Source organism: Celeribacter indicus, assembly GCF_000819565.1.
In the GTDB taxonomy this organism is placed as follows: Bacteria; Pseudomonadota; Alphaproteobacteria; order Rhodobacterales; family Rhodobacteraceae; genus Celeribacter; species Celeribacter indicus.
This window is the reverse complement of record NZ_CP004395.1, coordinates 37,982-64,180: the sequence shown is the minus strand read 5'-3', so window position 1 is coordinate 64,180 and position 26,199 is coordinate 37,982. Positions and strand designations below refer to the sequence as shown.

Sequence of the window (26,199 nt, the reverse complement as noted above, 5' to 3'; positions counted from 1 at the left end):
CCGTCTGCTTCTGAGCCGTTGCAGAACTGCTGAGAGCCCGAATGCGTCCTATTCGCCAAACAGATTTAGGTAGAACCGATTTAAGGGCAATTCGAGACTCATTTGACGATCGAGATGGCTCGGACGCTTTGACATGCCGTGGGATTGGCGCAGCGCGGAACGTGGCGGATGACGACGGGCGGCTCGGTCACCTCGCGATCTTGCTGACCGCCGCAACCGCAACACGCATCATCATTGTTGCAATAGTATATTTTCGTAGGTATGCTGGGTGAAGATTGTCAAGGGTCCTTGCCATGCGTTTCGAATTCAAAAACCTCCCTCTGGCGGCCTTTTTAGCTCTCGCCTTGACCGGCCCAACAGTTCCGACACAAGCACGCGCCCAAACCTATCAGATCGATTGTGCCATCCTGCTGTGTTTGTCCGGTGGATGGCCAGCTTCCGTGCCCTGCGCCCGCGCACGGGCCGAGTTCATCCGGCGCATAACTCCATGGCCGGTGGAGCCGCCGCTTCAGATTTGGCGCTGCCCGATGGGTGCGTCTTACGATGGACCTGCTAGATCGCGGCCCGCGGACCGGATCTTCGATGCCCTATATGGTGATTCAGGAACCCCTCCAAACTCTTCAACCCCGCTCTTCGATCAGGCAGCCAGGGCAGGCGGGATGCTTGGGCGCAAAGGCTCCAACGCGGCTTGGGACAACCTCGTAAGGGCTGATTACGCCCTCCAGCTCGTAAAAGACCGCGCCGACATCGATATCAGCGGGCCGGAATTCAACTTCGTGCGTTCCATCCGCGTCTTTGACGTTCGTTATGCCCGCCAGCACGAATCCGGGCGAGATGGCGACTGCAACCGCAGCGCCGCCGTTGTCCTCGGCACCTACGGGATCCAGGGCGATTTTTCTTGGAGGGTGTCGTCACCCGCAGCGCTTCCTGATGCGCATGCCGGTCTCGAGCGATGGGGCGAGCACTGCCCGAGCATTTATCACAGATCCGTCTTCGTTGAGTGGCGTGACTATAGCGGGAATTACGGTTTTGAGCAGGTCAATTACTGACTATTGAGCCGCAGCGAAGTCGCGCAGGGCCTTGTACGAAATCAAACCTGCAACGCAGGCACACTCACACAATCGAGGGCCATAAAGGCCATATTCTACCATGTCAGTCGTTGCGACAGGGCAGCTGCATGAGAGACGCGAAGTCAATTTCGGCTTTATCCGCATCGCAGAGCTCCGGGTAAATCTTTGAGACACGCTGCGGGCCATGGATGTCCCACCGGATTGCCAGAGCACCTGTGTTCCAGCGATATACCCAGCCGACAATGGTTTCTTCATCGGTTGCAATCAAATTGGCGATCGCGACGCCTTCGACCTCATTTTCGTTCACTGTTTACTGACTTCCTGCAATTTGGCGTTGCGGATAGCAGCTCAGATCCAAAGCGTTTGCTGCAACCGTGTGCCGGGCCTCGTTAAAATCGGTTACTGTTCGTCCTCGCGGTAACGAATTCACACCGGGAGAAGTCAGCTCCCGTGTTCTCGAAAGATGAAATGGATCAAATCCGGTGGTCGGGCTCCGTGGCGGCTTCAACGATCGCCAGAACCTTGAAGGGGTCAAAGCCAATGGCGCGCGCAAGGACGACCAGCTCGACGACGTCGACCCGGCGCTGGCCGCTTTCAATGCGCGCCACAAGTGATTGATGGCACTTGAGCTTGACCGCCAAGTCCTCCTGACCGAGGCCCGCCTTGATGCGGGCGTCGACCAATGCTTGGCAGAGTGCCACCTGTCCTGTGCTTCTGATTGTCTTTGCCACGCGTCACATACCTTTTGTGACGTCGCTAGCGGATGAAATCTGTTATCTAAAAAGTAGATATATGAGGGTGTTATCGGCGTCTGGTTTCCATGGGCTGCAAGTCTGATGCTCCCGAGGTTGCCCATCAATCCCCTGCCAATTGCAGAAATCGGCCATAGTCCTCGCTGACTTCGCGCGCTTCCTCGAAGGCGCGGGCGCGTTCGCTGTCGAGGCAACGGAAGTAGCTCTGGATATCCTGAATGTAATCTTCGAAATCGCCACGGATGATGTCTGCATAGTCCCGCGCTGCCTGCGAATCGCTTGGCAGGAAGGGACGGGCCGGGGCGAAGCAGGATTCCGCCAAAACTGGTCCGGGAACGCAGATCAGAAGGACCATAGCTTGCAATGGGAGCAGGCCTGTCAACCTTGGGTTTCTCAAACCTGTTATCTCCTTGATCGCAGACACTGGCCGTGACTAGTGTTTGCGTGACCAAACTACAGCTAAAGCACGATATTACATCTTGCGGTTGATAGTATACTATCGTAACTCTGGGCTTCAAGTGGGAATGCCTGGGGTCGCGCCATTGGAGAAAGCGTGAGCCGGGCCATGAACTGGGACATCGAAGCACCAAATGTGGTTACGGAAGCCAGGTTCCGCGAACTCGTGGAAAGCGGCTATAGCGCAGAAATCCTGTGCCAGGAGTCGGCACATAAGAAAGGCCCCAGCTATTACGGGGTCTGGATTATGCGCGTTGTCTCTGATGATGGCGTGGAAAAGCTCCTCGTCACCGCCCGCACGCGGACGACCTACAACGATATCAAGATCCGCGAGTTCAAGACGATCTCCGGCGTGGTGTCTTTCTTTATTGGCCTTGGCTTTGCACATGTCGACCTGCCGCTTGAGGCGGGGACAAGCCGTACGCATAAACTCGCCCCGCCAGACAAAGCGCCATCAGACAAGGGCGCTGGCAGCTAACCTCGTCTGTCTCTGGCTGGTCGCAGCACCTGCCTCAGCGCAAATGGTCCTGGTCATGGAGAGCGACGGCTCTCTGACCCCATCCCGGTCTCAGAGCAGTTTTGCTCGGAACTACAATGACGGCATCGGTCAGGGATCGGCAGCCGACGAACTTGCGATTTTCGGCAGCGATGAAACTGTGCCAGAGCGAGAAGCGATGCGCTTTGCAGCCCGTGTCGGTCCGGCACCCCTGCCCCGTGCCGATGTCCTAAACGCCATAGAGACCACGGCCCTGCGTTATGCCAGCCACCCCGGCCTAAGGCGCGCGGAGCTTTCCGTCACGGACTGGCTGAGCCTCTACCGCGCCAATATCGAGGTTGAGAGCGCCTATCGGCAGGATGCGATCTCACATGCGGGCGCCATTGGCCTTGGTCAGCTGATGCCTGACACCGCGCGTGATCTGGGCGTCGACCCGCGTGACCCCCAACAGAACCTCGACGGCTCCGCCCGCTACCTCGCGATGATGCTGGAGACGTTCGGCGATCCGCATCTGGCGTTGGCGGCCTACAACGCGGGGCCGGACGCCGTGCGCCAACACGGTGGCATTCCCCCTTACCGAGAAACCCAGAACCACGTGGCCCGCGTCATGGCTGTTACGGCCCGATTGGAAGGATCAAATTCATGAGACAGATTTCAAACCTATTCATCGCAAGTTTGGCCCTCTTTCTGGTCATTTCCGAACCCGCCCTTGCGCAAAGCATCGATCTCTCCCCGATCCAGAGCTTGTTGCAGGGCATTGTCGATGCGCTGACCGGCCCTCTTGGTGTGGTCATCGCCACACTCGCGGTCCTCGGGGTCTTTCTCAGCTGGTTCTTCAACATCATCGATCTGCGCCAAGCGCTCTGGGTCCTCGTGGGCATCGCCGGTGTTGCGGCCGCCCCCACCATCGTTGCCGCGGTATTTGCCGGTGGCTGAGCGCGCGCCTCTCTTTCTTGGGCTCGTGCGCCCGCCCAAGCTTCTTGGCCTGCCCATCATGTATGCGATGGTCTGGCTCTTCGGTTCGGTGCTCTTGTTCGTCTGGGTCCAGCACATCGCGGTGCTGGGTTTCGCGGCCCTGCTCTATCCGGTGCTGTGGAAGGCCGCAGATTGGGACCCGCGTTTCATCGACGTGATGATGACGGCCCTGCAGGAGACACCGCCCACGCGCAACAGGTCCATCCATGGCGGGGACAGCTATGCCCCGTGATGACGCCCCTGATGCTGCGCTCGATCCCCGCACGATGACGCCAGAATGGTATGCGCGCGAGACCCGCCTCGCGCATATGCTGCCCTATGTGAGCCTCGTCGACGACCAGACCGTGCGCACCCGGGTCAACGAGCTCTTCCGCTGCATCCGGCTCGAGGGGATCAACAGCTACACGACGGACGATGCCTATCTCGACAAGGTGACCGCCCTCTTTGCCCGCATCGTCGCGCAGCTCGGGCCGGAATTCAGCTATTACGTCCACAAGGTCTCCAAGGCCATCAAACCTGATCTCGACCCCATCCGTGAGGACAGCTTCGCGGGCGAGGTGGACCGGCGCTGGCGCGCGAAACTCGAGACCAGCGGGCTCCGCGACAAGACGCTGACGCTCACCGTCATTCACCGCCCGCCCCCGAAAAGCCTCCTGCCGCACCTCGGCCGCAGCGCGCCGGACCGACTGAAGGAGGAGACCCGCAAACGCCTGCAGCGCTTGGGCGAGGCCGTGAACGTCTTCCTTTCGGGGCTTACCGAGCTCAAGCCGCGCCTGCTGTCGGCTGCATCGGGGGAATTGGTGGGGTTTCTGGGCGCGCTGAACACGGGCACCGAGCTGCCGCTCTACCCTGCAAACACCTACGGCTTTTTGTCCGTCAATGTCGCCAATACCCGCGTGACGTTTCATGGCGATCATTTCGAGCTCTCTGAAGGCGTCGTGGGGCATCGCTACGGCAAAAGCTTCACCATCGGGGAATACTCCGAAGGCACCTCCTGCACCATGTTCGACATGCTGAACCTGCCGGTCGACATGATCGTGACGCACTCCTTCACGCCGATCAATTCGAACCTCATGGCCGGCCGCATCAAGCGGCAAAAGCGGCAGATGCAGGCGAGCCAGGACGCGGCCCTCTCGCTCCTGGAAGCCCTCGATATCGCCGCCGATGATCTCGAGGCCAAGCGCCAGAGCTTTGGCGAGCACCATATGGTCGTGACGCTCTTCTGCGACACGCTGGAGGAATTGCAGACCCTCAGCGCGGAGATCGTAAACGCCGCCGCGACTGAGGGCGTGAAGATGATCGGCGAGCGGGTCGCGGCCAAGGCGCATTACCTCAGCCAGCATCCCGGCAACCAGCCCAAGCGCGTCCGCGCCAGCGCCGTCACCAATCGCAACTTCGCGGATTTCGCGGCCTTCCACCGGACGCAGCTCGGAAAACCCGCAGCACTTACCCCCTGGGGCCGGGTCATCACCTATCTGCCCACGCCCGAGCAGAGCGCCTACCGGTTCTCCTATCACGAGCAAGGCTCGCCCGACAAAGAACCGACCAGCGGCCATACCCTGATCATGGGGCGCCCCGGGTCGGGCAAGTCGGTGCTGTCGGCGTTCCTGATGACCCAGGCCCGTCGCGCAGGCGCCCGGATCTTCGTTTTCGACTACCGCCTCGGGATGGAAATGGCCGTCCGGGCCAATGGCGGGCGCTACGCCTCCCTGAAAGCCGGCCAGCCCACGGGTCTGAACCCGCTCTGGACCGAAACCGATGCGCGCGGCACGGCCTGGCTGTCGGACTGGCTCACAACGCTGCTCTACCGCGCCGACAAGCCCCTGACCCCGGCGCAGACCAACCGCATCCAGGAGGTCGTGCGCCAGAATGCCCAGGCCACCAATCCGGCCCTGCGGAACTGGCGGGATTTCGCATCGCTGTTCGTCTCCACCGATGATGGCGGCGATCTGCACCAGCGCCTGCTCGAATGGACCGAGGACGGCCGCTATGGCTGGATCTTCGGCCAGAGCCTCGAGGACACGTTCTCGCTCAAGGGCGACGTCGTGGGTTTCGACCTGACCGGCATTCTCGACAGCGAGGCCGACAAGGAGCGGATGGCGGTCCTCTCCTATCTCTTTCGCCGGGTCGAGCGCGAGATCGAGGACCGCCACCCCACCATCATCGTGATCGACGAGGCCTGGAAGGCGCTCGACAACGCATATTTCGCCGAGCGGCTCTCGAACTGGCTCGTGACCGCACGCAAACAGAACACCGTCGCTGTGATGATGACGCAATACGCCAGCCAGCTCGAGCGCACCCGAACCGGCAAGACCATCGTCGAGGCGGTGCCGACGCAAATCCTGCTTCCGAACATCCGCGCCCATGCGGCCGACTACGCGATGCTGAACCTCTATGAGAAGGAACTCGACGTGCTTCTCAACACTGGCAGCGACAGCCGCTTGGCCCTCATCCGCGACGACCAGGGCTCGATCGTCATTGATGCCGATCTGAGCGCCCTCGGGCCCAATCTCACCATCCTCGGCGGCATGGAAAAAGGCGAGGCGCTCGTGGGCGCCGATTACCGCGACCGCCCAGACTTTTGGAGGCTTTCATGATTCGTACCCTGTTTCTTCTCACCGCGCTCGGCGCTTTGGCCTCCTGCGCCCAGTACCAGGAACCGCAGGCGAACTGCTTCACATTCCTCGCGTCCACGGCACCTGTCGCGCCTGATTGCACCTTTACGCCTCTAGATGCGCCGGAGGGCGACATTGAAGTCTAGCCTGCCTCATATCCTGGCACTTTGCCTGCTGCCCGGTCTCGCCTTGTCTCAGGGCGTGCCGACCAATGACAGTGGGCTGACCGCGCGTGACATCGTCGAGACTGGCGATCGCGAGGCTGACTTGGCCGTTCAGGCCGACAAGCTTGCCGTGCGCGAACTCATTGCCGAGATCGAACGGGAGCAGCTGGAAACCCTGCAACGCATCCTCGATGCCCAGACCAGCTTCGGCGGTCAGGGCCTGCCCGCCATGGTCTCGGGGCTGGAAAGCGGCAGCGGCGATCCCGACCGCGCCGTGGCGGCGGTCTATGGCACGGGCAAGATCGATCCCAATCCCGGCGGTGCGCAGATGTTCGGGGACGCCGCCGAGAACATCGAGCAGCTCATCATCCGCGTGGCTCAGGAGACCAGCGACTTTGCGGGTGTTGGACGCGCAGGACTCTCCCCCGTCCAATGGCGCGCGCTGCTGCAAGCGCTCATCTGGCAGGAAAGCCGGTTTACGATTGGGGCACGGTCTCCCGTCGGCGCCTATGGTCTCACACAGATCATGCCTGGCACGGCCAGCGATCTCGGCATCAACCCGGAATATTATGACAGCCCCTACCTACAGGTGCATGGCGGCGCGCGCTATCTCGCGACCCAGCTCAACACATTCGATGGCAACATCATCAACGCCCTCGCGGCCTATAACGCCGGACCCGGCCGGGTTTTCGAGTATGGCGGCGTGCCACCCTTCCGCGAGACCCAACATTACGTCCAGGTTATCCCGGAGCGCTACAATCTCTATCTGAGCCGTATCGGCGGGATCGACGCACTTGGCACGATCGATCCGGCGCTTCTCGCCAATGCCAACCTCTCGCTCACTGGGCACGGCGCGGCCTTCTATGGCAACAACTCACCCGCCGCGATCAGGCAAGCCGCCCTGCGTATTGCGGATATCGTCGAACAGATTTCCGAGACCGAGGATGTGCAGGAGAGCGTTGCGCTCAACACTTATGCCCGCGCCGAACTCGTGCGTCTCGTGGCCGCCCGCATCCGGCTTCAGGCCGCCCGCACCCGCGTGCTCTCCGCCGAAGAGCTGGCCCAGGCCAGCGCCCGCATGGCCGAAGGCGCGTTCATGGATTTTACGATCAGGGAGATTGAATGATGGGACATCTGCTCTTGAGGACAGCTTTGGCCACGACATTTGGCGTTGGCTTGCAGTTCAGCGTCCTACCCCCTGCCGCAGCACAAGGTGTACCGGTCGTCGACACCCAGAACATCGCGCAAAACATCCAACAGCTGCGGCAGATGATCGAAGACGAGATTTTGCAGAACGAGCAGCTGACGCAGCTCCGCGAACAGCTTGCCACACTCACGGATCAACTCGCGGAGCTGCAAAGAACCTATGAAGCGCTCACCCGACTTGCCGAGCTTCCAGAAATCATCCGCACCGAGATGGAAGACGAGTTGAACGGTCTACTCGACCAGGAGTTCGGGGACATCCTCGCCACGATTGAGGCGATCAAGACTGGGGATTTCTCCGGCCTGTCCGGTTCTGGCGCAGGCGAGATCGAAACCCAGATGGATCGGGTGCTGGCCGATCTCGGATTTGACGATGACACCCTCTCGGAAATGGCCACGAGCGGCAATCCCGGGGCCAACCGCGTGGCGACGCAGGCCACCACCGGTGCCCTTGTCTCGGCGGCGGCCCAGAACAGCTATGAGGATGCCGGCCAATCGCTCGAGCGGGTAGACCGCCTTGTCGGGCTCATTGACGACATGGAAGAGCTCAAGCAAAGCGTCGATCTCAACACGCGCGTGACAGCTGAATTGGCCATCGCTCTCGTGGCGATGTGGCAGCTGGAAGCGATTCAAACGGTGGGCGATGGCACCGGCGGCGTGATCGATGCCGCCACCATCGCCGAAGAGCAGCGCTTCATGGATTTCACGCTACCGGACCTCCGGGCAGACTGATCGTGGGGGCATGAATGGTGGCGACTGAACAAGAAATCATCGAGGAAGAACTGGTCTATGGTGCCTTACGCCGCGAACGGCTCTGGCAACGCCTTGGCCTGATGGGCCTTGTCTTCGGTATCATCGGCTGTCTGAGTGCCGCGGCTGTCTCGATCCTCGATGTCGACCCGCCCCCCGTCGTTGTTCCCTATGATCCCGCCACCGGCTTTGCACTCCCCGAGGCCTCGGTGGGCGCTTCCTCGGTGACCGCCAACCAGGCGATCATCGAGGCGGAGGTCTTCCGCTATGTGACCGACCGGGAGGTCTATAACCAGCTCGACAACGATCTGCGCATCCGCAGCGTTCTGCGCCGCTCGGACGGGGCCGCCGAGAGCGGGTTGCGCCAGATCTGGAACAGCGCCAACGAGAATTACCCGCCGACCGTCTATGGCCCCAACGCCAGGCTCGACGTGGAAATCCTCAGCATCAACCGGATCGGATCCAACCGCGCCACCGTGCGCTTGCGCAAGCGGCTGACCTCCATCAACGGCACCCAGACCGGGCTCTTCACCGCCACGCTTCTCTTCGAGTTCCGCCCCGAAACCCGTCGCTCCATCGATGAGGTCTGGACCAATCCCTTCGGCTTCACCGTCCTCGAATATTCCATCCGCTCCGACAGATTGGAGAATTAGTTTGATCAATAGGGTCTTTGTTGCTGCCATGTTTGTCTTGCTGCCCAGCCTTGCCTTTGCCGAAGCCATCCCGCGCGGTGGCCCAAATGACAGCCGCGTGCGCTTGGCCACCTACCAGGAGGGTCAGGTCTACCGTCTCAGCGTGTCGCTCACCCATGTGACCAGCATCGAGTTCGGCGAGGGCGAAAGCATCCGCTCGATCATCGCGGGCGACACCGAGGGCTTCGAGATCGACGGCGTCCCGGGCGGTCAGGCCTTCGCGATCAAGCCTGTGGCGCGCGGTGTGCATACCAATGTGACAGTCTATACGAACCGCCGGAGCTACTATTTCAACGTCGAGGAGGTCCGCAGCCCGACCTTCTATGTGGTGCAGTTCCGCTATCCTGATGACGCTGCGCGCCCGACCCGGGCCATCGCCGCCCAAGCACCAAACTACAATTACGGTGCCAGCGCGCGGACCGAGTTCACGCCAACCCGCATCTGGGATGACGGGACGTTCACGTATTTCGCCTTTCCAAGAAACGCGCCTGTGCCCGCGATCTTCCGCTACGCGGGCGGCCGCGAGCGCACGGTCAACACGCAAACTCCTGAAGACGGCGTGATCCGCGTCAGCGGCGTGAACCGCCAATGGGTCCTGCGACTGGGCGAAGAGGTGGTCTGCATCGAGGCGATCCCGCCCGCGGAGGCCACCTCATGAGCGATACCGGGAACACCGAGCTGGAAAAACGCCTCGCCGCCCTTGAGAAAGGCAGTGCCCGCGCCCCCACGGCGGCGCAGCGCCGGTCGCCCCTTCTCGCGCTGATCGTGGTCCTCGTCATCGGCGCGGGTGGTGCCCTGCTTTATCTCCTCTCACAGCCCGACGAAGAGGTAGCCTTGCCGACGGCCACCCCGGACGTCTTCCAAAACGAGGGGGACGGCTTTGGCGCCATCGAGACCTTGGCCCCGCCCGAGCCCGAGGTTGTGTTCGTCGGACCAGACCCCGTTGAGCCCAATGCCGAACTTCTGGCGCAGATCACCGCCCTGCAGGCCCAGATCGAGGAGTTGCGCAACGCCCCCGAACCGGTCGTCGAGGAAGACACCGCCGCCGCAGAGGCGATCGACGCGCTGACCGCTCAGATCGCTGCGCTACAAGCCGCCTCGGAAGCCGCACAGCAACGATTCCAGGACGAACTGACGGCGCGGGATCGCAGCCTTGAGCAACTCCGCATGGATCTGGAATTGGCCCAACTCGAGGCCAGCCGACCCCAACCCGCCCCAGCGGGCCCCACGGAGGATGAGCTGCGCGCACGCGAGCAAGAGCGACTGCGCCGCGAGGAAGAAGCCCGGCGCATGGCCGAGCTGGAGCGCCGCGCCGCGGAGGAACGCGCCTTCCAGGAGCGGCGCATCACCTCGCCCACCATCGCTTTTGGCGGTGCCTCCGGAGCGAATGAAACGGCTCTGACCGAACGCACTTTTGGCGAGGTGACGGATTTCGTGCTGAACGGGGCGCTGCCCTCGACGGTGACGCAGGCCGAGGTGATCGCCAATCCCTCCAACACGATTCTACAGGGCACCATGATCCAAGCCGTCATGGAAACTGCCCTTGACAGCTCGCTACCCGGCCAGACCCGTGCCGTGGTGTCCGAGGATGTCTACAGCGTCGATGGCGTGCGCCTCTTGATCCCCCGCGGATCCCGTCTCGTCGGGCGCTACCGCGCTGGCGTCGATATCGCGCAGCGCCGCGTCACGATCGCCTGGGACCGGATCATCCTGCCCGACAACCAGACCGTTCAGATCAGCTCCTTCGGAGGTGATGAACTGGGCCGTTCTGGCGTCACCGGTTTCGTGGACACACGCTTCGCCGAGCGTTTCGGGTCGGCCGCCCTGATCTCGCTGATTTCGGCAGCACCCAGTGCCGCCGCCTCCGAGGTCCAGGATGAGACTGCCGCCGACGTTCTCGAAGACGTTGGCGATGATCTGGCAGATGCCACGGACAGCGTCATAGGCGATTACCTCTCCATCGGCCCCGTCATCTATGTCGACCAGGGCGCGCGCGTCACTGTCATGGTCGACCGCGATCTGGAGATATTCTGAGCCCATGTCGCTGAGCTATCTTGAAACCTCGCTCGACCGGATCGACGCCGCCGCCCGCGACGATGTCATCGAGATTTGCATCAACCCTGACGGCACCTGCTGGGGCGAATTCCAGGGTGATCACTTCATGCGCGCGCTGGACCAGAGGCTGACGGGCGTTCAGGTCAGGGACCTCGGCAACCAGATCGCCTCCTCGGCCAATACCACGATGAGCAAGGACCGCCCCATCGTCTCGGTCTCGATCACCTACAAGGGGCGCCCGATCCGCGCACAGGTCATCACCCCGCCCGCCGTGCTCTCGGCCATGTCGATCAGCCTGCGGTTCTTCTCAAGCCTGCCACTCGAGGGCATTGCGCTCAATTTCCTCTACGGAAAAGAGCGCAAGCTCGAAGACCTGCGCGTCGAAAAAAAGCGCGCCTTGCGCGCGGTGGTGGCCGCGGGTTTGATCGATGATGCGCTGGCCTTCTGCGTCGAGAACAAACTCAACATGATCGTCTCGGGTGGCACCTCCACCGGCAAGACCGTGGCCGCGCGCAAAATCCTCTCTCACGTACCGTCCGAGGAACGCATCGTGACCATCGAGGAAGCCGCCGAGCTTCTGCCGACCCAGCCGAATGCCGTGACCCTCATCGCCAATCGCGACGCGGAATTCCAGACCGCCGATGTGCTTCTCACCGCCACGCTGCGCATGCGCCCCGACCGGATCATCCTGGGCGAGGTGCGCGGCAAGGAGGCCATGACCTTTCTGGAAGCCATCAACACCGGCCATGGCGGCTCGATGACCACGCTGCATGCCGAAACCCCGCAACTGGCCGTGCAGCGGCTCGCGATCGCGGCACTCAAGACCGAAATCCCGATGACCTATGCCGACATGATCCAGTACATCGAAAATTCCATCGATGTGATCATCCAGGCCGGTCGCCATGACGGCAAACGCGGCATCACCGAATTCTACCTCCCCGGCGCAACTGAGATTGGAATTTCCCAATGAAGACCTTTGAATACGTTATCTTGTCCTTTCCCATGACCCGCAAGACCAGCCTCTCCGACATGCAGGCCAGCCTGAACGAGAAGGGCGCAGACGGGTGGGAGGTGGTGTCGATCAGCACTTCGGAGTTCGCCAATATCGGGCACACCGTTTTCCTGAAGCGCGAAACCACACCCGCTGGAGCCACGGCATGAGGCAGGCGGGCTGTACCCTCGTACTGACCGCGCTGGTCTTGGGCCTGACGTCGGCACCCGGCTTCGCTGAGCGCAACCTAGTGCCAACCCTCGATCGCAGCTTTGACGTCTGTCCGGACCGGCCCGCCGAGCCCGTCTGGATGCAGGAGATCCCCCTGCGCCAAGCCTATCAGCGGGTTCTGGTTCAGGACATCTATCGCGCCCAGAATCTCGAGCGGGTCGTCGAGATCGGCAACTGCGACTGCGCGACCCGGTTCCCGTCCTGGGACGCAGCCGAGGCCGTGTTTCGGGAGAGCTACGCGAGCGACGAACGATGGGAAATGCTCGAAGCCTCGGACGCCTACAACCGCCGCGCCAACGCCGCCCGCCCTGCCGCCCAGGCCATCTGCGACGCCGCAGGCAATTGGTAAGGCAGCGCCGCGATGAGTGTCGTCACCTACTTCGTTGAAACTTCCCAGGGCTACCTCGACACCGCCGCGGAATCCCAGTTCGGGTCCGTCGCTGCGACCGTGGGCACACTTTTGGTTGTGGGTACAACATTGGTGGTGATCCTCGTCTTCCTGAACATGATCTACCAATACAAGGCGATGGACGGCAGAACGGCCTTTTGGCTGGCAGTCAAGATCGGCCTCATCGGGATATTCGCGACCAACTGGGTGCAGTTCAACGCGCTCTCATCTGCCATCCTGGCCGGCATCGACAGGATTGCGGGCGCGCTTGTAGCCTCGGTCGGTGGCGGCACCCCGGGTCCCTCTGGGACCTTTGCCGAAGAGTTTGACCGGCTGATCGCGGAACTCGGCGACTACCTCAATGCAGCCGGATCAGAGCTGAACTGGATGGCCGGGGCCATGCTCGACATCGTCGGGGTGCTTCTGCTCTCGATACTCGGCGGGCTGGCCGCTTTCATCCTCGTGGCCTCTCGACTGATGATCGCACTCCTGATTGGGATCGCTCCGGTGATGATCTTCCTCACCCTCTTCGAAGTGACCAAGGACTATTTCGCGCGCTGGCTGTCCGCGCTGATTTCCTTTGCACTATACCCCATCGTCGTCGCAGGCGTGTTCGCAACGATCACAGGCGTTTCCTCCGCGCTCATCGGTGAACTAGGCGATCCCGAAGGGGCCTCAAACATCGGCGCGCTCATTCCCTTCTTCATGATGGTGCTCATGGCCAAGGGCTTCATTATCGCCACGCCCTTCATCGTCCGCGCGATCTCCGGCAACATCATGATGCCCGCCCTCTCCGGAGGTCTCGGCGGCGGCTACAGCTTTGCCCGCGCCGCCATGGGAAGCCAGCAGGCCTACAATCGCTACCTCATCGGCGGGGCCAGTGGCGCAGAATACGCAGCCCTCAGGGCGCGGCAGTTCTTTGGCGTGCAGCAGATGCCAGCGAGGCAAGGCATGGGTCAGACGGGTTCCACAGGCGGCACAGGATCCACTGACGCAGGGTCAAAAATGCTGGCACAGCTGGCGAGACTGGGCCGGCTTGGGCGACGGTAACGGCCCTAATCGGGCACTGGGAACGGTTCTCTCATGCTCCGCTTGGAGCTCTAACCGCCGCCATTCGTAGCAAGTTCACTTTCCAAAACTGCTTGTAAAAAAGACAGGCGTTTGGTTCGGCATAGCCGTTGAAAATCAGTCTTAAAATGGACATCTTGTAGTTGTGGGATTGTGAACAAGAGGTTTGATATGAATGTGAGCGCGGGCGTAGGATATGGGTATAATGTTGCAATTGAGAAACTTGCGGAAGAATTGGCAGTGCCGCAAGATCGCTTCGATCAAGCCGAAAGGCGCTACAAGGATCTTGGCGAGTTTTTGCATCGAGATGACTCCAAGGTTCGTGATTATGATCCCGATGTCTATATCCAAGGCTCTTTCGCGCTCGGCACACCGATCAAGCCGACATCCAAGGACGAAGACTACGATCTCGACATCGTTGTCTCGTTCCGGTCTCTGACGAAAGCGCAAATTTCGCAAGCTGATCTGCGCGCTCTTCTGCTGGCTGAGCTCAAGGCGTATCGCGATGCGCGAGGGATCAAGAATGAGGTAAGTGATGAGCCTAGAAGATGCTGCACCTTGATCTACGCAGATGGTGCGCAATTCCACATGGACGTATTGCCGGCTGTGCCGAACGAGGCAAACATGCGTGCCGTTCTTTCTTCTTACCTCGCGGATCAGGCGCTTGCGGAAGGTGCGATTGCCATCACCGATAAAGACAAGACTAGCACATACCGTATCATCACGGATGATTGGCCCCGAAGCAATCCTAGGGGCTTTGCCGCCTGGTTCAAGTCAAGGCAGATCGAACAGCTGAATGAGCGTCGCAGGGCATTCCTCGACGCCCAAGGCAAAGTGACAGCGAGTGTGGAGGACGTCCCGGTATTTCGGGTGCGAACACCTCTCCAGTCAGCCATCATGATCTTGAAGCGTCACAGGGATGAGTGGTTCGCGGAGCGGGATCCGGAGCTGAAGGTTATCAGTGTGATCCTCACGACGCTCTCGGCCCATGCCTACGCAGGCGAAGCAAGGGTGTCAGATGCAATTGCCAAAATCCTGAAGGACATGCATCTCGAAGTCAAAGAACGAAATGGTGAGTCATGGATCGCCAACCCGACTGACCCTTCTGAGAATTTTGCGGATCGGTGGAAGGACTTTCCCGATCGTCGAAAATCCTTCTTTGAGTGGCTTGAAACCGCTCGATCAGATTTTGGCGCCGTTCAAAAGTTCAGTGATACGAATATTGTTTTGAATGAACTGTCACGAAATCTTGGCAGCACCCTTGTTGAAGGTGTTCGCTCGAGGGTAGCGGCATCCGCGGGTTCACGTGCGGCGTCCGTGGCTCCTGCCGCTGCGGCCGGGGCTTCTGCGCCGGGTCTCGTTTTTGGTGGTGAGGATCGGAGGCCGACGGAGCCAAAAGGTTTTGGTTGATGGAGTTCACAGCCGGCGAGGCGAGGCTAATCCGTGAGTGTGAAGAGCTCGCTAGCCTAGCCGCGGCATCAGCTTGGCTAGAAGAACCCCAATTCGGCAAGAACGCCGATGGCCTGCTGACGTGGTCGTTTGTTCTGCTCGCCGGTGATCGTCGCATTCCATTGCGGCTGGTTTTCCCAGCACTCTTTCCAGATCTGCCACCATTCGTACTTCCAGCCGACAGCTCCGTCCGTTTATCGCAGCACCAATACGGCGAGGGTGGTGAACTATGCCTCCAGTATAGACCGGATAACTGGCATCCCGACTGCAAGAGCGCCGATGTGGTAAGGAGTGCCAAAGCACTTCTCGAAGCAACCCCAAAGGACGATGGTTTCTCGGACGTGGAAAGCGCTCATCCTACCGACTTACCCTCGCTGCTCTCGGGGTGTTCCCGACGCTTCATGCTACCGCCTGACACCGCCCGCCTGTTAAGGTTGCGCCTTGCCGGACACGCAACCGATATTCATATAACTTTGGAGCGCCGGGTTGGGGCTTCCGAAGTCCTTGTTGCTCGCATTGCGAGCATCGGGTTGGACTCTGGCTTGCGCGTGCCGATTGATGGTGCGGGATTTGGGGGAAGGGTGGTCCCTGGGGTCCTATATCGATTGCCCGACATTCGGCATATTCCAGATCTGCAGCCCGAGGAACTGAAGGGGCTCTTGTACCAGTACCTGCCTTCATGGCTCCGTAAATGGGTAGAAGGCGCCGGCGACATGTTGGTCGTCATTTCAAATGGCAAGCAAGAGGTATTGCTGCGCGTTCTCCACAACGGGTCGAAACGAAGGATTGACCTGTTTCATACCTTTGAGCCACCAACGGCAAAAGAACGCCGGGTTCACGGGAAGATGTTCCGAGAATCTAGCATCTGCATCATCGGTGCAGGCTCGCTGGGATCAAAGGTGGCCGCCAGTCTTGCGCGCGAAGGCGTCGGTCAATTCATTTTGTTCGACAATGACGTTCTTTGGTCCGACAACTTGGTTCGAAACGAACTCGATGAAATGGATGTGGGGCATCACAAGGCGGTTTCGCTTAGGCACAGATTGCTACGAATAAATCCGGCAGTGAAAGTCGGTGCCTTGGGAATGAGTCTGACGTCTCAATCCGCTGTCCAGCATATTGCTCAGTTGAGCGAGATCATCAGCACTTGTGATCTCGTCATAGATACGACGGCTGATAGCGGAGTGTTTCGAATGGCAGCGGCCATTTGCACGCAGAAGCGTAAACCTCTCGTTTGGGGACGAGTCTACGCCGGAGGACTCGGAGGACTGATTGCACGAAGTATCCCGTCTGAAGATCCGCCACCACTGACCGCTGCATCTCAATTGCGAGCATGGTGCGAGGAGAAAGGCATGGCACCGCCAGAGGGCCGCGAACACAATTACGGGGTGCAAGGTGATGACGACGATGAGCCCTTATTCGCCTCTGACGGCGACGTAGGGGTCATTGCCAACAGGCTGGTTCGTCATGCCCTAGACGCCCTTTCAACAACGGAGATTAGAGTTCATCCGGAACCTGCATACTTTATCGGCCTTCGCAAAGGCTGGATCTTTGATCATCCCTTTGACACCCATCCGGTCATTTTCGGTCCTACCGACGGATGGGTAATAGACAGCACAAGTTGTGCAGAAGAGGGCGTTGAACGCGTCATGACTCACCTTGGAGTACAAGATGACGCTTAGCCTCACAGTCCCACGCTCGCAGCTTGCGAAACTGCAGATCCACCTTAAGCAAGGCGGCAACCGCGAGATCGGCGGGTGGTTGGTTGCAGAACAGACAGCTCCGGGAAAATTTGAACTCGTCGGTTTCACCGTCGATCTTGAGGCGGGGTCACGAGATCGTTTCGATAGTTTGCCTGAGCCGCACTCACAACAGATGGATCGGATCTTGCTGGAAAATAGTGGTCGCGCTGGTCGGGTTGACTATCTTGGCGAATGGCACTCGCACCCGACATTCCCACCAATACCTAGCGAGATCGACGTGGCCTCGATGACGGATATGGTCGAAAACAGCGGACCTTCGTTTGCAGCGTTGGTCATTGTCCGTCTAATGGGCAACGCCTCGATTCAGGCGACTATCACTACGTTTCAACGTGGCCAATTGCCCGAGACCGGCCAGCTGATAATTGCGAATGCAGTTCCCGAAGCTGGACTTGGCGAAGGTTGGAAACCGTCGGAACACTAGCATCATTCGATAGCCGGAAATCGGTTGACTACTCGTCTGACCATCCAATCGCAACTCGCTGTGGTAGCGCTAATCAAAATGGAGCAAAAAATTGTCTAGTTCAAATATCCCGGCCAAGATTCAGACCCAATTATGGGCTTTGGCGGCGGGTCGATGTGAATTTTCAGGATGCAACAAGCTCCTTGTCGGGGATCTAATCGCTGGCAAGGAAGACGGAAAGTTCGGTTTCATCGCGCATATTGTGGCAGATAGCGATAATGGTCCAAGGGGTGATAAAGTCCGTTCGCCACTCCTCGCCCGCGACATCAGCAACCTGATGCTGATGTGCCCCGTCCATCACAAGGAAATCGACGTAGACCACGTGGACGACTATCCGGAAGAAACGCTCGTGGCAATGAAGCGCGAGCACGAAGAGCGGATCGAGACTGTTACAGATATGGACGCTGACCGCGCGGCGCATGTGCTCCGTTTCGCGGCGAATATCGGCCAAATGGACTCTTTGGTTTCCACCAAAGCCATTTTTGCCGCTATGCCGCCCGACAGGCATCCGGCGGAGCGACGAACCATCGACATCGAGCTGAATTCAGAAATCAAGGATGATGAACCGGAGTTTTGGGGCATGCAAAGCGCGCATTTACACCGCCAATTCCAACGCAAGGTGAAAGAGCGGATAGAACAGAAGGAGATTCTACAGTTGAGTGTGTTTGCGCTTGCGCCACAGCCGCTTCTCATCGAACTGGGTACATTACTTGGTGACATCATGCCTGTATCTGTTCACCAAAAGCACCGCGAGCCATCTACTTGGAAATGGCAACTCCACCAGCCGTCGATAAATTTCAAAGTTGGCGAGTATTCTGGGCCGAAAGACGTACCAGTCGCCCTCAAGCTGGCGCTCAGTGCGACCGTCGATGATCAGAGAATTCGCTCGGTTCTCGGCGACAACACGGCCATCTGGTCAATCACGGCAGAGGATCCTCACAACGACATCATGCGAAGACAGGACGATCTTGCAATCTACAAGGCCCACCTTCGCAGGCTTTTTGATCAGATCAAAGCCCATCACGGCGAGGATGCGATTATTAACATGTTTCCGGTTCTTCCCGTTTCCGCAGCGGTCGAAACTGGCCGCACACGAATGCCTAAAGCCGATTTGCCGCTAGTCATCTACGACCAAAAGCCGGGGAAGGGATTCGAGCCGATAATCACGGTAAGTGCTTAGGCCCTCATAAATCGTCAGCCGAAGGTTCGTCATTCCAACGCGCTATTGGCCGCTGACCTCCCAACCTTAAGGATTTTCTAGCTAGCACGGCAAGTGTTTGCTCATCGCCCAGCCAGACAAGCCATCCTCGCCACCCTATCGCGCAACCAGCCTTTCACCATCCTCCTCTCTCAGCATCGCTTCCATTTCGTCCAAGCCATCGACTGCAGAGCGCATCTGCGCCTCATCAGCTACGCTCGCAGCTTCAGAATCCACGACGCTGCTGCCAAAATCCATCTCCATCTGGCGCTGTTCCTCGGCGATGACGGCTTGAACGACAGGCGCGGTCTTCTTTGGAGCGGCGTCGGCTTGGCCTGACGGTTGACCATCGCCAGCCTGGCTCGCCCTCTCCATATCGGCTTCTGTTCCCCCTGGCCCATCCGACGGCGGCGTCATCGGCATGGCGCGCACACTGAGCGGCAGGTTCCCCTGCAGCCCCCCTCCCCCCGGCTCCGGAAACGGCAACTCGCCCGTCTGTGCCGCGTGGATCGCCTTGAACAGCCGATCATCAAAATACTGGATCCGCTTTGCCCGGACCGGCATCTGGGCATCGATCACCATGACAATCTCGTCGAGGGGCAGACGGCGCGCCTCATCTTCAGGGAGCAAGGAACTCTCTTCGGTCCGTGTGGATTGGCTGCGGCCCTCAAAGGGGTTCTTGCCGATGGACTGTGAGCGCGTGACCACGGTCTTTGTGGTCTTGCCGACCGCCTTGCTCAGCTCCTCGACGGTCTTCTCATCCGAGGGCGTCAGGTAGAGCTTCACGCCGGCATTGCCCTGCAGGGCGCGGCGGGTGTTCTCGCCATAGATTTCATCGAGGGCGGGGATGGTTTGCGTGACCACAGCCAGGTGGCCGCGATAGGTGCGCAGGGTCTCGATGCTCTCGACCACGATGGGCATTTTTCCGAGGCGATTGAACTCGTCGAGCATGATCATCACGGGCCACGGCTCGTCTGGCCCGGGATCCTTTTCCTGCATGGCGGAGAGCAGGTCGGAGAAAAACAGCCGGATCAGCGGCGCGAGCGGCTTCACCATCAGCGGCTGGACCACGAGATACACTGAAAAGGGCTTCTTGCGGATCGTGCGGAAATCAAAGTCCGACACCGCCGTCGCCTCATCGATCGCGGGGTTCTGCCATTGATCGAGCCCCGAGGTCATCAGGAGCGAAACGTAAGACGTCAGCGTATCGTTGTTGGTCGAAGCCAGCCGCGTGAAGATCAGCTTGGCCGCCCTGTTGTCGACCTCGTGGCCCCGCGCGAAATACTCCTTCTGCTTGTTCCCGCCCGAGGCCGCGATGCGGTAGATCTCGCCCAAGGTCGGGCGCTTGCGCTGGAAGGCCAACAGGCCTGCTGCCACGAAGAGATCGATCCCGCCTTTGAGCAGCCCCTGCACCCGGTCATTGTCGCTTTGCAGGAAGAGCGTCGCAAGAAGCTGCAATTCCATCTGCTGGCGCGCGGGATCTTTCAACTCATAGATGCGCAGGAGCGGGTTGTAACGATGCGTGCGCTTGCCCTCCCAATCGGTGGGGGCAAAGCGATAGACCTTGTCGCCTTGGGCGGCGCGGTGCCGGGCCGTGGCCTCGAAACATTCGCCCTTCACATCGAGCGTCACGGCGGAGCCTTGCCAGGTCAGCAGGTTCGGAATGACAAAGCCCGTGGTCTTGCCGCGGCCCGTGGGGGCCACGATCAGCGCATGGGGGAAGACCTTGGAGCAGATGTAGTTGGCGCGGGAGCCCGGCGGCCCCAGCTTGCCGAGGATGAACCCGGTCCCGGGCGCCCCGAAGAAGCCATTGGCCTTCATCTCTCGCGCGGTCTGCCAATGGGTCTGGCCAAAGCGTGTCAGAGCGGACCCCGAGAGGGCGAGGCTCAGCATCAGGCCGGCGGCGGCGAAGCTGCCGACGATCAGGTGAATAAGTTGGGCGTCCTCCGGGCGGCGATCGAGGATCGCCAGATAGTTCTGCGCGATATAGGCAAAGTCGATCTCGGCGCCGAAGCCGAGATCCTGGTAAGTCAGCACCGCCGAGGCGATGGTATAGCCCATGGCCCCGGTCACCAGCGTCACAAGCAGGACGCCCGTGGCGATCCGCGCTTTTCCCATGGCGGCGCTCAATGGACCTGACCCCGCTCGGTCTCGCCATCCACGTCTGTCGCGCGGTGTTTTTCGTATTCGGTGTCGGCAAGATCATCGACTACCTGGCGCAAGGCCTCCGTATTGGCCGTCGCGGCATCGGATTGCAGATAGACCTTGGCGACATAGAGCCGGTCGAGGCGGTCCTCGAGAACCTTTTCCAGCGCATCGGCATCACCGGATGTGAGCCGCTCAAGTTGACGGTCATCCAGCACCCGCGCGATCTCGGTTCGGAAAGCGTCCCGCTCCGCCTCGGTCTCGAAAGGCGCGGACAACTCCCCCGCCCGCTCATGGTCCAGAACACGCGCAATCTCGTCTGCGAGGCGGTCGGTACGGTCAGACTGCGGCGCAGTTTCACCGCGGGCTGCGAGGAGTGCGTCGCGCGGGCCAACCCCAAGCCCCTCGCGCATCTCGGTTTCGCGGCGGACCTGATTGATGACCTCCGTGTCGCGTATCTCGACGACGGCCGCATAGGTCGCGCCGAGCCCACGGGCGAGATGGGACGGCATGTCCGGATAGCGCGCTCGTAAGTCATCCGTGACAGCATCTGCAACAGGCGTGCGGAGGTCGCGTCCCTCCATGATCCGGTCGACCTCGCGGGTGATCTCGCTGGCGCGGGCCGCATCGGTGATGGTCTCCCTGTAGGGTTCAGACCGGTCGATCACATCGCCGGGGCGTGCGAGCAGGTCCCGGTGTGCTTCGAGATACGTGCGCTGCTCCGTCTCGATCCGGCGCTCCGCCCGTGAGACAACCTCCCAGTCCCGGTCCTCGATCTGCTGCGCAGTCAGGCCGTCTGCGCGCATCTCCTGACGGATTGTCCCTTCCATCTCCCGCACCGCGCCCTCATGATAATGGAACCGCTCGCTGACCGGTTCCGCTTCCATGACACCATCCCGGCGCAGCACGGTCTCCCGCTCCAAGAGCGTGCCAAGTTCGACGTGCACATCGTTGAGAATGTCGCGCGCCTGTTCCAGATCGGCGCGGCGTTCGAGGTTCAGATCGCGCGCCTCAGCCACTTTGGAGAGATCATTGGCGATCCATTGATGCTCGAGCGCTGCATTTGAGGCGCCCGTCTCGATCCGGGCCACCACTTCCGATGTGCTGATCCCGGTGCCCCGTAGTGCCGCGTCAATGCGCGATCTCAGGTCGGGCTCGGCCAGTCGCTCGCGCTGGCTGGCGTCAATATTGGCTTCGGAATAGATCCCGCCCTCCGAGGGGGTCTCTGACAGCGTGGATGATCGCAAACCGAGAGGCTGCATGTGCTGGACCTGCGTCTGGATCTCGATGAGACGTTTTTCCAGCACGGGACGTTCCGCGTCAGACTTCTCGGCGATCATGCCCTGCACCCGCGCGAGCTTTTCCGCATAGAGGCTTCTCAGATCCTCGAAGCTTTGATCCTCGGCCATATACACATCTCCTGTTCGGTCCATCTGTCCGCCATGCGCCAGCACCTCGCCCGCGCGGAAGAGTGCCGCGGCGATGTCTTCCCGGGCCTCCCGGGAGGCCTCTGCGGCAAGCGAATGGTAGACGGTTCTGGTGTTGGCGATCTCCGCCAGAGTCCGGGTCAGGTCGGCCCCCACACGTTCCCGCTCGCGGGGTGCCCGCCCCTCTTCTTTCGCGGCGTAGACCTCGCTGGTCCGGGCTGGGTAATGTACAGCCCCGCGATCCACCCGGCGCGTGGCCTCCAGGCGCACGCCATACTTCTCGGCCTCCTCGACCATGGCGAGGCGGAAGTCGTCATAGTTGAAGCGGTGATTGCGGCCGAGGAAGAAGAACTCGCCTTCTTGCGAGCGGCGGTTCAGCACCAGATGCGCATGCGGGTGATCGCGGTCCTCATGCACCGCGATGATGTAATCGAAATGCCCCTCGTCGGTCTGGAAGAACCGCTCGGCCACATCCGTCGCAATGTCGCGCACATCCTCCCCGCGCGTGCCGATGGGGAAGGACATGAGCATGTGTGTGGTCTGGCCCAGCTTGGGCTTGAAGCCCGCATCCCACCGTTTGGCAAAGCGCTCGGTCAGGTCCTTGATGTCACCCGCCTCGAGCTTCGCTTTGCCATCCAGGAACCCGCTACTGTCAACGATATGGGTGGACTTGGTCGTGAGGTAATCGAGCTGGTTTGCGAGCTGCGATTTCGTGTGCGTGCCCCCGCTTCGGATTGCCTTGAAGACCGCCGGCCGATGCCCTGCTGCCGCGCGCACAAGCTGGGTCTGCTTGGCCACGTGCAGCCCTTGCATCGAGCCCCGGACGCGGCTCCAGCCATCCCGAAAGACCTCGCCCGTGACGGCATGGACAGCATCATTCAGCCGCATGGGCAAACTCCCTCAGCGCGGCCGTGGCCTCCAGCTGCATGACGTCGCGCCGACGCCGCAGCAGCAGGTCGATCTCGTCAGCGGAATCCAGAATGAACCGCGCCAGCCCGCGCATCTGTGCAAGGCGCAATTCGGTGAACTCGGCACTCGTGCCGCCCCCTGCCCCCTGCCCCCGCCGGTTGGCCTGCGTCATCTGCTTGGCGATCTGCGCGACCCCATTGCCGACCTCGTGCAGCGAGGCGCGATAGCGCGCCATCTCAGCCGCCATCTGCGCGTCCGGGACAAACACGCCACCTGCCGCCTGGATGAGCCGCCGCAACCCCTCGGCCCGGCTCTCGATCCCCGCCTTCGCCAACACCTCGTCGAGCGCCGCCAGCTCCGCAGCCGTGACCTTCACACTGACTGCTGAGACCGGGATCGCGGCATCGGCCTGGCGCTCGGCATCAGCTTTCAGGACGTAGCGCACGGCCCGCGATGTGACCTCGAAACGCTCAGCCAGCTCGGACGTCGACACACCCTCCGCGGCCTCGCGGACGATCTGCATCTTCTCGATCTCTGTCAGGCGTTTTGTTCGGGACATGCGGAAGAAAGACCCCCTATTTCCTGCCACCTTCCACCAAGGCTGCCCCTACCTTACGATAATATACCAAGCTGTCAATTATATACTTACGTCGCATTCAGGCTCAGGCAGCCTTGGTGTCCGCTTCCCCCGCGGCCCGCAGGGACGCGGCTCTGCCGCCCTCACCACCGGGCGACCCACCTGTCCAATGGGTCCTCTTCCCCAGCACCGCCCGAGGCTCTGGCCGAACACGCATGTGTTCGGACGGAACCGCGGGCGGGCGCAAACCCCTCCGACAGGGCGGACAGGCAGGGTCAAGGAGGGCCAGATTTGGCTTGCCAAATCTCTGCCGCAAAAACCGGGAGGCCTTGGCCGATAGGTTTTTGCGGATGGCCCCCTTGAGGCTGACTGGCCGGTCTGTCGCGGCCTGATCATTCCGGGGGGAGTGCGTCCGTTGAACGCGCAGCGAACGGCACCAAGAAGGGTCGCTGCCGGCGATCACCCGCGCCGGTGACGGCATCCCTGGAACAGGGATCGGGCCGCCCCAAGATCGTCCCGGGGCGGCCCATCCTCGTCAGAGGATTCAGTCCTGGGGATCCTTCGCGCTCGGCGGGAACATCACCAGCTCCGAGACCGCGACCGGGAAGTCGAGCTTGAGGCTGAAGAACTCCGAGCCGTCCCCGTTGCGGGTGTTGCGGAACATCGCGCCCACGCGCTGAAAACGGGTGCGCTCCTGGCCATCGGTGTCGGTGAACTTGACGGGGACGGTGGCGACGTAGTGGTTGGTCATTTGGGTTACTCCTTGTTGCGATGGGGATCACCCGGCACGGGGGCAAGAGGCCCGGTCGCAAGCGCAAATGCCGAGGGTCCGCGGCTAGCCGTGGAAGCCGTATTTGTGCTTGCCGGAGCGAAGCGCAGGGCACGATTGGGCCGACCCCGTGCGATCCACATCTATGAGCAAAAAGGAGAGACCCGATTTTGTGCCGCCACTTTGCAGTCGCGTTCCCACCCGTCGATACCGGTCTGAGGTGGCTTGGTTCGTTCTGATCCAATGCATCTGGATAATGATCCGTCACGCGCACCACACAGCGGGTCAGCGTTCAGCCGCGCGCGAAGATTCGTCGTCTGTGTTGGGTGAGTGCCCCTGCTATCGGCACCAGGGTTGAGGGGGTGGGGGACAGCTGGTGCGGCCACATCGGTATGGCACGGCCAAACCTTCAGCAATGAGCGTACTGCCCACGTCCCGACCGTCAACGAACAACGAGCCACAAAGCCGCCCGAAATTGCATCGATCGGTGCCTTCAGTCCCGGGCCGGCAGGAACAGGCCACGCGCTCAAACTCAATTAACGCCGCACCCCGCACCAATTGACCAAGACGCGCTGTTGCCTGTTCCCCGACCTGGCGCTCTGCAGTGCAGGATGGTCTCCATGTCTCAGGCGCGTTAAACCCGACGAGACGCACGTTCGCTGTCATGCCTCGAATATCAATCGTATCACCATCAATGATCCGCACATCGCTGGCTCGAAGCGACCGGTCTTGCGAGGCGGGTCGCTCTGCAGGTGGCGCGACCGGCGATAGGAAACTGGAAGACATCCAGCCCACTCCCAAGTTAGACCGAATTTGGGTCCATTGCCCTTCATCGCGAAGCATTTCGACGCGAGTCCCTTCGCTCAAGACGCCCATCACAGCGTTCGCGGTAGACGGCTCAGAACGTTGGTTGACACGTGTCCCTGTCACATAGACGTAAGTGGTGTTTGTCGTTTGCGATGTGGGAATTGCTGACGGACTGTAGGGTGTGGATCGCGAATTCGACGTCTCAAACAATGATCCAACCAACGCGAAGAACCCGACAGCGATCACCAACGGCACCATGATTTGGCGTTGAGCCTTGCGCACGGCACGCCGAGGTGCGGTGATTGCGCGGCTCACGGAGATCGAACGGGGTCTCGCCTGAACGGCTCTGGGGCTGCGCTTTGGTGCTGGTTTCGAAGTGCCGGCGTCGGCAGCTGCCCTTGTCTGGGCCGGTTTTTCCCCTTCCAGTTTCAGGACTTTGTGCAGGCTGGCGTACTGAGCTTTGCTCAGGCGAGTCTCCGTCCCGTGACGCTCAAACCGTTCAGCCATGTTTGTGAGAAAAGACACTTCCCAATCGTTTGCCTGCCCGGACCGCAAACGCGCATCAATGCGTGATTGGATCTCTTTGGTGCGTTCCGGAGAAAAAGGCATCGAGGAAAAACCTGTTCGGGTGTTGAGCTGCGCAACAAATGTCTTCTGCCGCACGGCCACATTAAGCTGTGATTGCATCGAGATACCATCCAGCCATTCCCAAAACCACATTGGCCGTGTTGCAGTCATCCAGACTTTTTCTACTCATTGCTGGAGTTCGCTGCGACACCCCTGAGGTTCGCA

The 26,199-nt window shown here is 60.7% G+C and carries 28 protein-coding genes; 20 read left to right on the top strand and 8 right to left on the bottom strand.

The window, feature by feature from the left end; all coding sequences use genetic code 11:
* Nucleotides 1-293 precede the first annotated feature (293 nt).
* Complete coding sequence (locus tag P73_RS23105) at nucleotides 294-1,049, top strand: hypothetical protein (protein WP_085976983.1); 756 nt, start codon at nucleotides 294-296, stop codon at nucleotides 1,047-1,049.
* Nucleotides 1,050-1,152: 103 nt separating this feature from the next.
* Here the strand turns inward: P73_RS23105 and P73_RS23100 are convergent, their stop codons facing one another.
* The 3 genes from P73_RS23100 to P73_RS23090 all read right to left on the bottom strand — a co-directional run bounded on the left by P73_RS23100 (nucleotide 1,153) and on the right by P73_RS23090 (nucleotide 2,177).
* Nucleotides 1,153-1,377 carry a hypothetical protein gene (locus P73_RS23100; protein ID WP_008282968.1) on the bottom strand — a complete coding sequence of 75 codons (225 nt, stop codon included), beginning with the start codon at nucleotides 1,375-1,377 and terminating at the stop codon, nucleotides 1,153-1,155.
* A gap of 166 nt (nucleotides 1,378-1,543) precedes the next feature.
* On the bottom strand, nucleotides 1,544-1,801 hold the full coding sequence (locus P73_RS23095) for a helix-turn-helix domain-containing protein (protein ID WP_037275519.1): 258 nt from the start codon (nucleotides 1,799-1,801) through the stop codon (nucleotides 1,544-1,546).
* Nucleotides 1,802-1,925: 124 nt separating this feature from the next.
* Nucleotides 1,926-2,177 carry a hypothetical protein gene (locus P73_RS23090; protein WP_037275520.1) on the bottom strand — a complete coding sequence of 84 codons (252 nt, stop codon included), beginning with the start codon at nucleotides 2,175-2,177 and terminating at the stop codon, nucleotides 1,926-1,928.
* 210 nt (nucleotides 2,178-2,387) lie between these two features.
* Between P73_RS23090 and P73_RS23085 the strand changes: the two genes are divergently transcribed.
* The 19 genes from P73_RS23085 to P73_RS23010 all read left to right on the top strand — a co-directional run bounded on the left by P73_RS23085 (nucleotide 2,388) and on the right by P73_RS23010 (nucleotide 18,755).
* Nucleotides 2,388-2,756 (top strand): hypothetical protein, encoded by a 369-nt coding sequence (locus P73_RS23085; protein WP_009807505.1) that lies wholly within the window; start codon nucleotides 2,388-2,390, stop codon nucleotides 2,754-2,756.
* A 43-nt stretch (nucleotides 2,757-2,799) separates the two neighbouring features.
* Entirely contained in the window at nucleotides 2,800-3,420 is a 621-nt protein-coding gene (locus P73_RS23080; RefSeq protein ID WP_043872273.1) for a lytic transglycosylase domain-containing protein, read from the top strand.
* Nucleotides 3,417-3,710, top strand: a complete 294-nt coding sequence (locus P73_RS23075; RefSeq protein ID WP_043872272.1) for a TrbC/VirB2 family protein — start codon at nucleotides 3,417-3,419, stop codon at nucleotides 3,708-3,710. Before P73_RS23080 ends, P73_RS23075 begins: the two co-directional genes overlap by 4 nt.
* Entirely contained in the window at nucleotides 3,703-3,981 is a 279-nt protein-coding gene (locus P73_RS23070) for a VirB3 family type IV secretion system protein (RefSeq protein ID WP_040104433.1), read from the top strand. Before P73_RS23075 ends, P73_RS23070 begins: the two co-directional genes overlap by 8 nt.
* Nucleotides 3,971-6,346 (top strand): VirB4 family type IV secretion/conjugal transfer ATPase, encoded by a 2,376-nt coding sequence (locus P73_RS23065; RefSeq protein WP_043872271.1) that lies wholly within the window; start codon nucleotides 3,971-3,973, stop codon nucleotides 6,344-6,346. The genes P73_RS23070 and P73_RS23065 overlap by 11 nt, the downstream gene beginning before the upstream one ends.
* Nucleotides 6,343-6,510, top strand: coding sequence for a hypothetical protein (locus P73_RS26215; RefSeq protein WP_162841715.1), 168 nt, complete (start codon nucleotides 6,343-6,345; stop codon nucleotides 6,508-6,510). Before P73_RS23065 ends, P73_RS26215 begins: the two co-directional genes overlap by 4 nt.
* Before the next feature lie 55 nt (nucleotides 6,511-6,565).
* Complete coding sequence (locus tag P73_RS23060) at nucleotides 6,566-7,654, top strand: lytic transglycosylase domain-containing protein (RefSeq protein WP_043872270.1); 1,089 nt, start codon at nucleotides 6,566-6,568, stop codon at nucleotides 7,652-7,654.
* Nucleotides 7,654-8,463 (top strand): type IV secretion system protein, encoded by an 810-nt coding sequence (locus tag P73_RS23055; protein WP_043872294.1) that lies wholly within the window; start codon nucleotides 7,654-7,656, stop codon nucleotides 8,461-8,463. Before P73_RS23060 ends, P73_RS23055 begins: the two co-directional genes overlap by 1 nt.
* Nucleotides 8,464-8,477: 14 nt before the next feature.
* Entirely contained in the window at nucleotides 8,478-9,134 is a 657-nt protein-coding gene (locus tag P73_RS23050; protein ID WP_036783978.1) for a VirB8 family type IV secretion system protein, read from the top strand.
* Between the two features lie 28 nt (nucleotides 9,135-9,162).
* On the top strand, nucleotides 9,163-9,831 hold the full coding sequence (locus P73_RS23045) for a TrbG/VirB9 family P-type conjugative transfer protein (protein WP_052453651.1): 669 nt from the start codon (nucleotides 9,163-9,165) through the stop codon (nucleotides 9,829-9,831).
* Nucleotides 9,828-11,207, top strand: coding sequence for a TraB/TrbI/VirB10 family type IV secretion system protein (locus P73_RS23040; RefSeq protein WP_043872269.1), 1,380 nt, complete (start codon nucleotides 9,828-9,830; stop codon nucleotides 11,205-11,207). The genes P73_RS23045 and P73_RS23040 overlap by 4 nt, the downstream gene beginning before the upstream one ends.
* A gap of 4 nt (nucleotides 11,208-11,211) precedes the next feature.
* A complete protein-coding gene (locus P73_RS23035; protein WP_043872268.1) occupies nucleotides 11,212-12,198 on the top strand; it encodes an ATPase, T2SS/T4P/T4SS family in 987 nt (328 codons plus the stop codon).
* Nucleotides 12,195-12,389 (top strand): DUF4177 domain-containing protein, encoded by a 195-nt coding sequence (locus P73_RS23030; RefSeq protein ID WP_043872267.1) that lies wholly within the window; start codon nucleotides 12,195-12,197, stop codon nucleotides 12,387-12,389. The genes P73_RS23035 and P73_RS23030 overlap by 4 nt, the downstream gene beginning before the upstream one ends.
* Nucleotides 12,386-12,799 (top strand): hypothetical protein, encoded by a 414-nt coding sequence (locus P73_RS23025; protein WP_043872266.1) that lies wholly within the window; start codon nucleotides 12,386-12,388, stop codon nucleotides 12,797-12,799. Before P73_RS23030 ends, P73_RS23025 begins: the two co-directional genes overlap by 4 nt.
* Nucleotides 12,800-12,811: 12 nt before the next feature.
* Nucleotides 12,812-13,888 carry a TrbL/VirB6 family protein gene (locus P73_RS23020; protein WP_043872265.1) on the top strand — a complete coding sequence of 359 codons (1,077 nt, stop codon included), beginning with the start codon at nucleotides 12,812-12,814 and terminating at the stop codon, nucleotides 13,886-13,888.
* Nucleotides 13,889-14,077: 189 nt separating this feature from the next.
* The gene (locus P73_RS23015) at nucleotides 14,078-15,316 is read left to right on the top strand and encodes a nucleotidyltransferase domain-containing protein (protein ID WP_052453650.1); all 1,239 of its coding nucleotides are present in this window, start codon (nucleotides 14,078-14,080) and stop codon (nucleotides 15,314-15,316) included.
* Entirely contained in the window at nucleotides 15,316-17,034 is a 1,719-nt protein-coding gene (locus P73_RS25280) for a ThiF family adenylyltransferase (RefSeq protein ID WP_074743314.1), read from the top strand. Before P73_RS23015 ends, P73_RS25280 begins: the two co-directional genes overlap by 1 nt.
* Entirely contained in the window at nucleotides 17,024-17,536 is a 513-nt protein-coding gene (locus P73_RS25275; protein ID WP_074743312.1) for a Mov34/MPN/PAD-1 family protein, read from the top strand. Before P73_RS25280 ends, P73_RS25275 begins: the two co-directional genes overlap by 11 nt.
* Nucleotides 17,537-17,627: 91 nt before the next feature.
* A complete protein-coding gene (locus tag P73_RS23010) occupies nucleotides 17,628-18,755 on the top strand; it encodes an SAVED domain-containing protein (RefSeq protein ID WP_043872264.1) in 1,128 nt (375 codons plus the stop codon).
* A gap of 135 nt (nucleotides 18,756-18,890) precedes the next feature.
* On the opposite strand, the gene P73_RS23005 is transcribed toward P73_RS23010, so the two are convergent.
* The 5 genes from P73_RS23005 to P73_RS25815 form a co-directional block, all read right to left on the bottom strand.
* A complete protein-coding gene (locus tag P73_RS23005; protein WP_043872263.1) occupies nucleotides 18,891-20,891 on the bottom strand; it encodes a type IV secretory system conjugative DNA transfer family protein in 2,001 nt (666 codons plus the stop codon).
* 8 nt (nucleotides 20,892-20,899) lie between these two features.
* Nucleotides 20,900-23,233, bottom strand: coding sequence for a relaxase/mobilization nuclease domain-containing protein (locus P73_RS23000; RefSeq protein WP_043872262.1), 2,334 nt, complete (start codon nucleotides 23,231-23,233; stop codon nucleotides 20,900-20,902).
* Nucleotides 23,220-23,813 (bottom strand): transposase, encoded by a 594-nt coding sequence (locus tag P73_RS22995; RefSeq protein ID WP_043872261.1) that lies wholly within the window; start codon nucleotides 23,811-23,813, stop codon nucleotides 23,220-23,222. Before P73_RS22995 ends, P73_RS23000 begins: the two co-directional genes overlap by 14 nt.
* Before the next feature lie 562 nt (nucleotides 23,814-24,375).
* Nucleotides 24,376-24,582 carry a hypothetical protein gene (locus P73_RS22990; RefSeq protein WP_007120662.1) on the bottom strand — a complete coding sequence of 69 codons (207 nt, stop codon included), beginning with the start codon at nucleotides 24,580-24,582 and terminating at the stop codon, nucleotides 24,376-24,378.
* A gap of 357 nt (nucleotides 24,583-24,939) precedes the next feature.
* Entirely contained in the window at nucleotides 24,940-26,145 is a 1,206-nt protein-coding gene (locus P73_RS25815) for an SH3 domain-containing protein (RefSeq protein ID WP_139267178.1), read from the bottom strand.
* Between the last annotated feature and the right edge of the window lie 54 nt (nucleotides 26,146-26,199).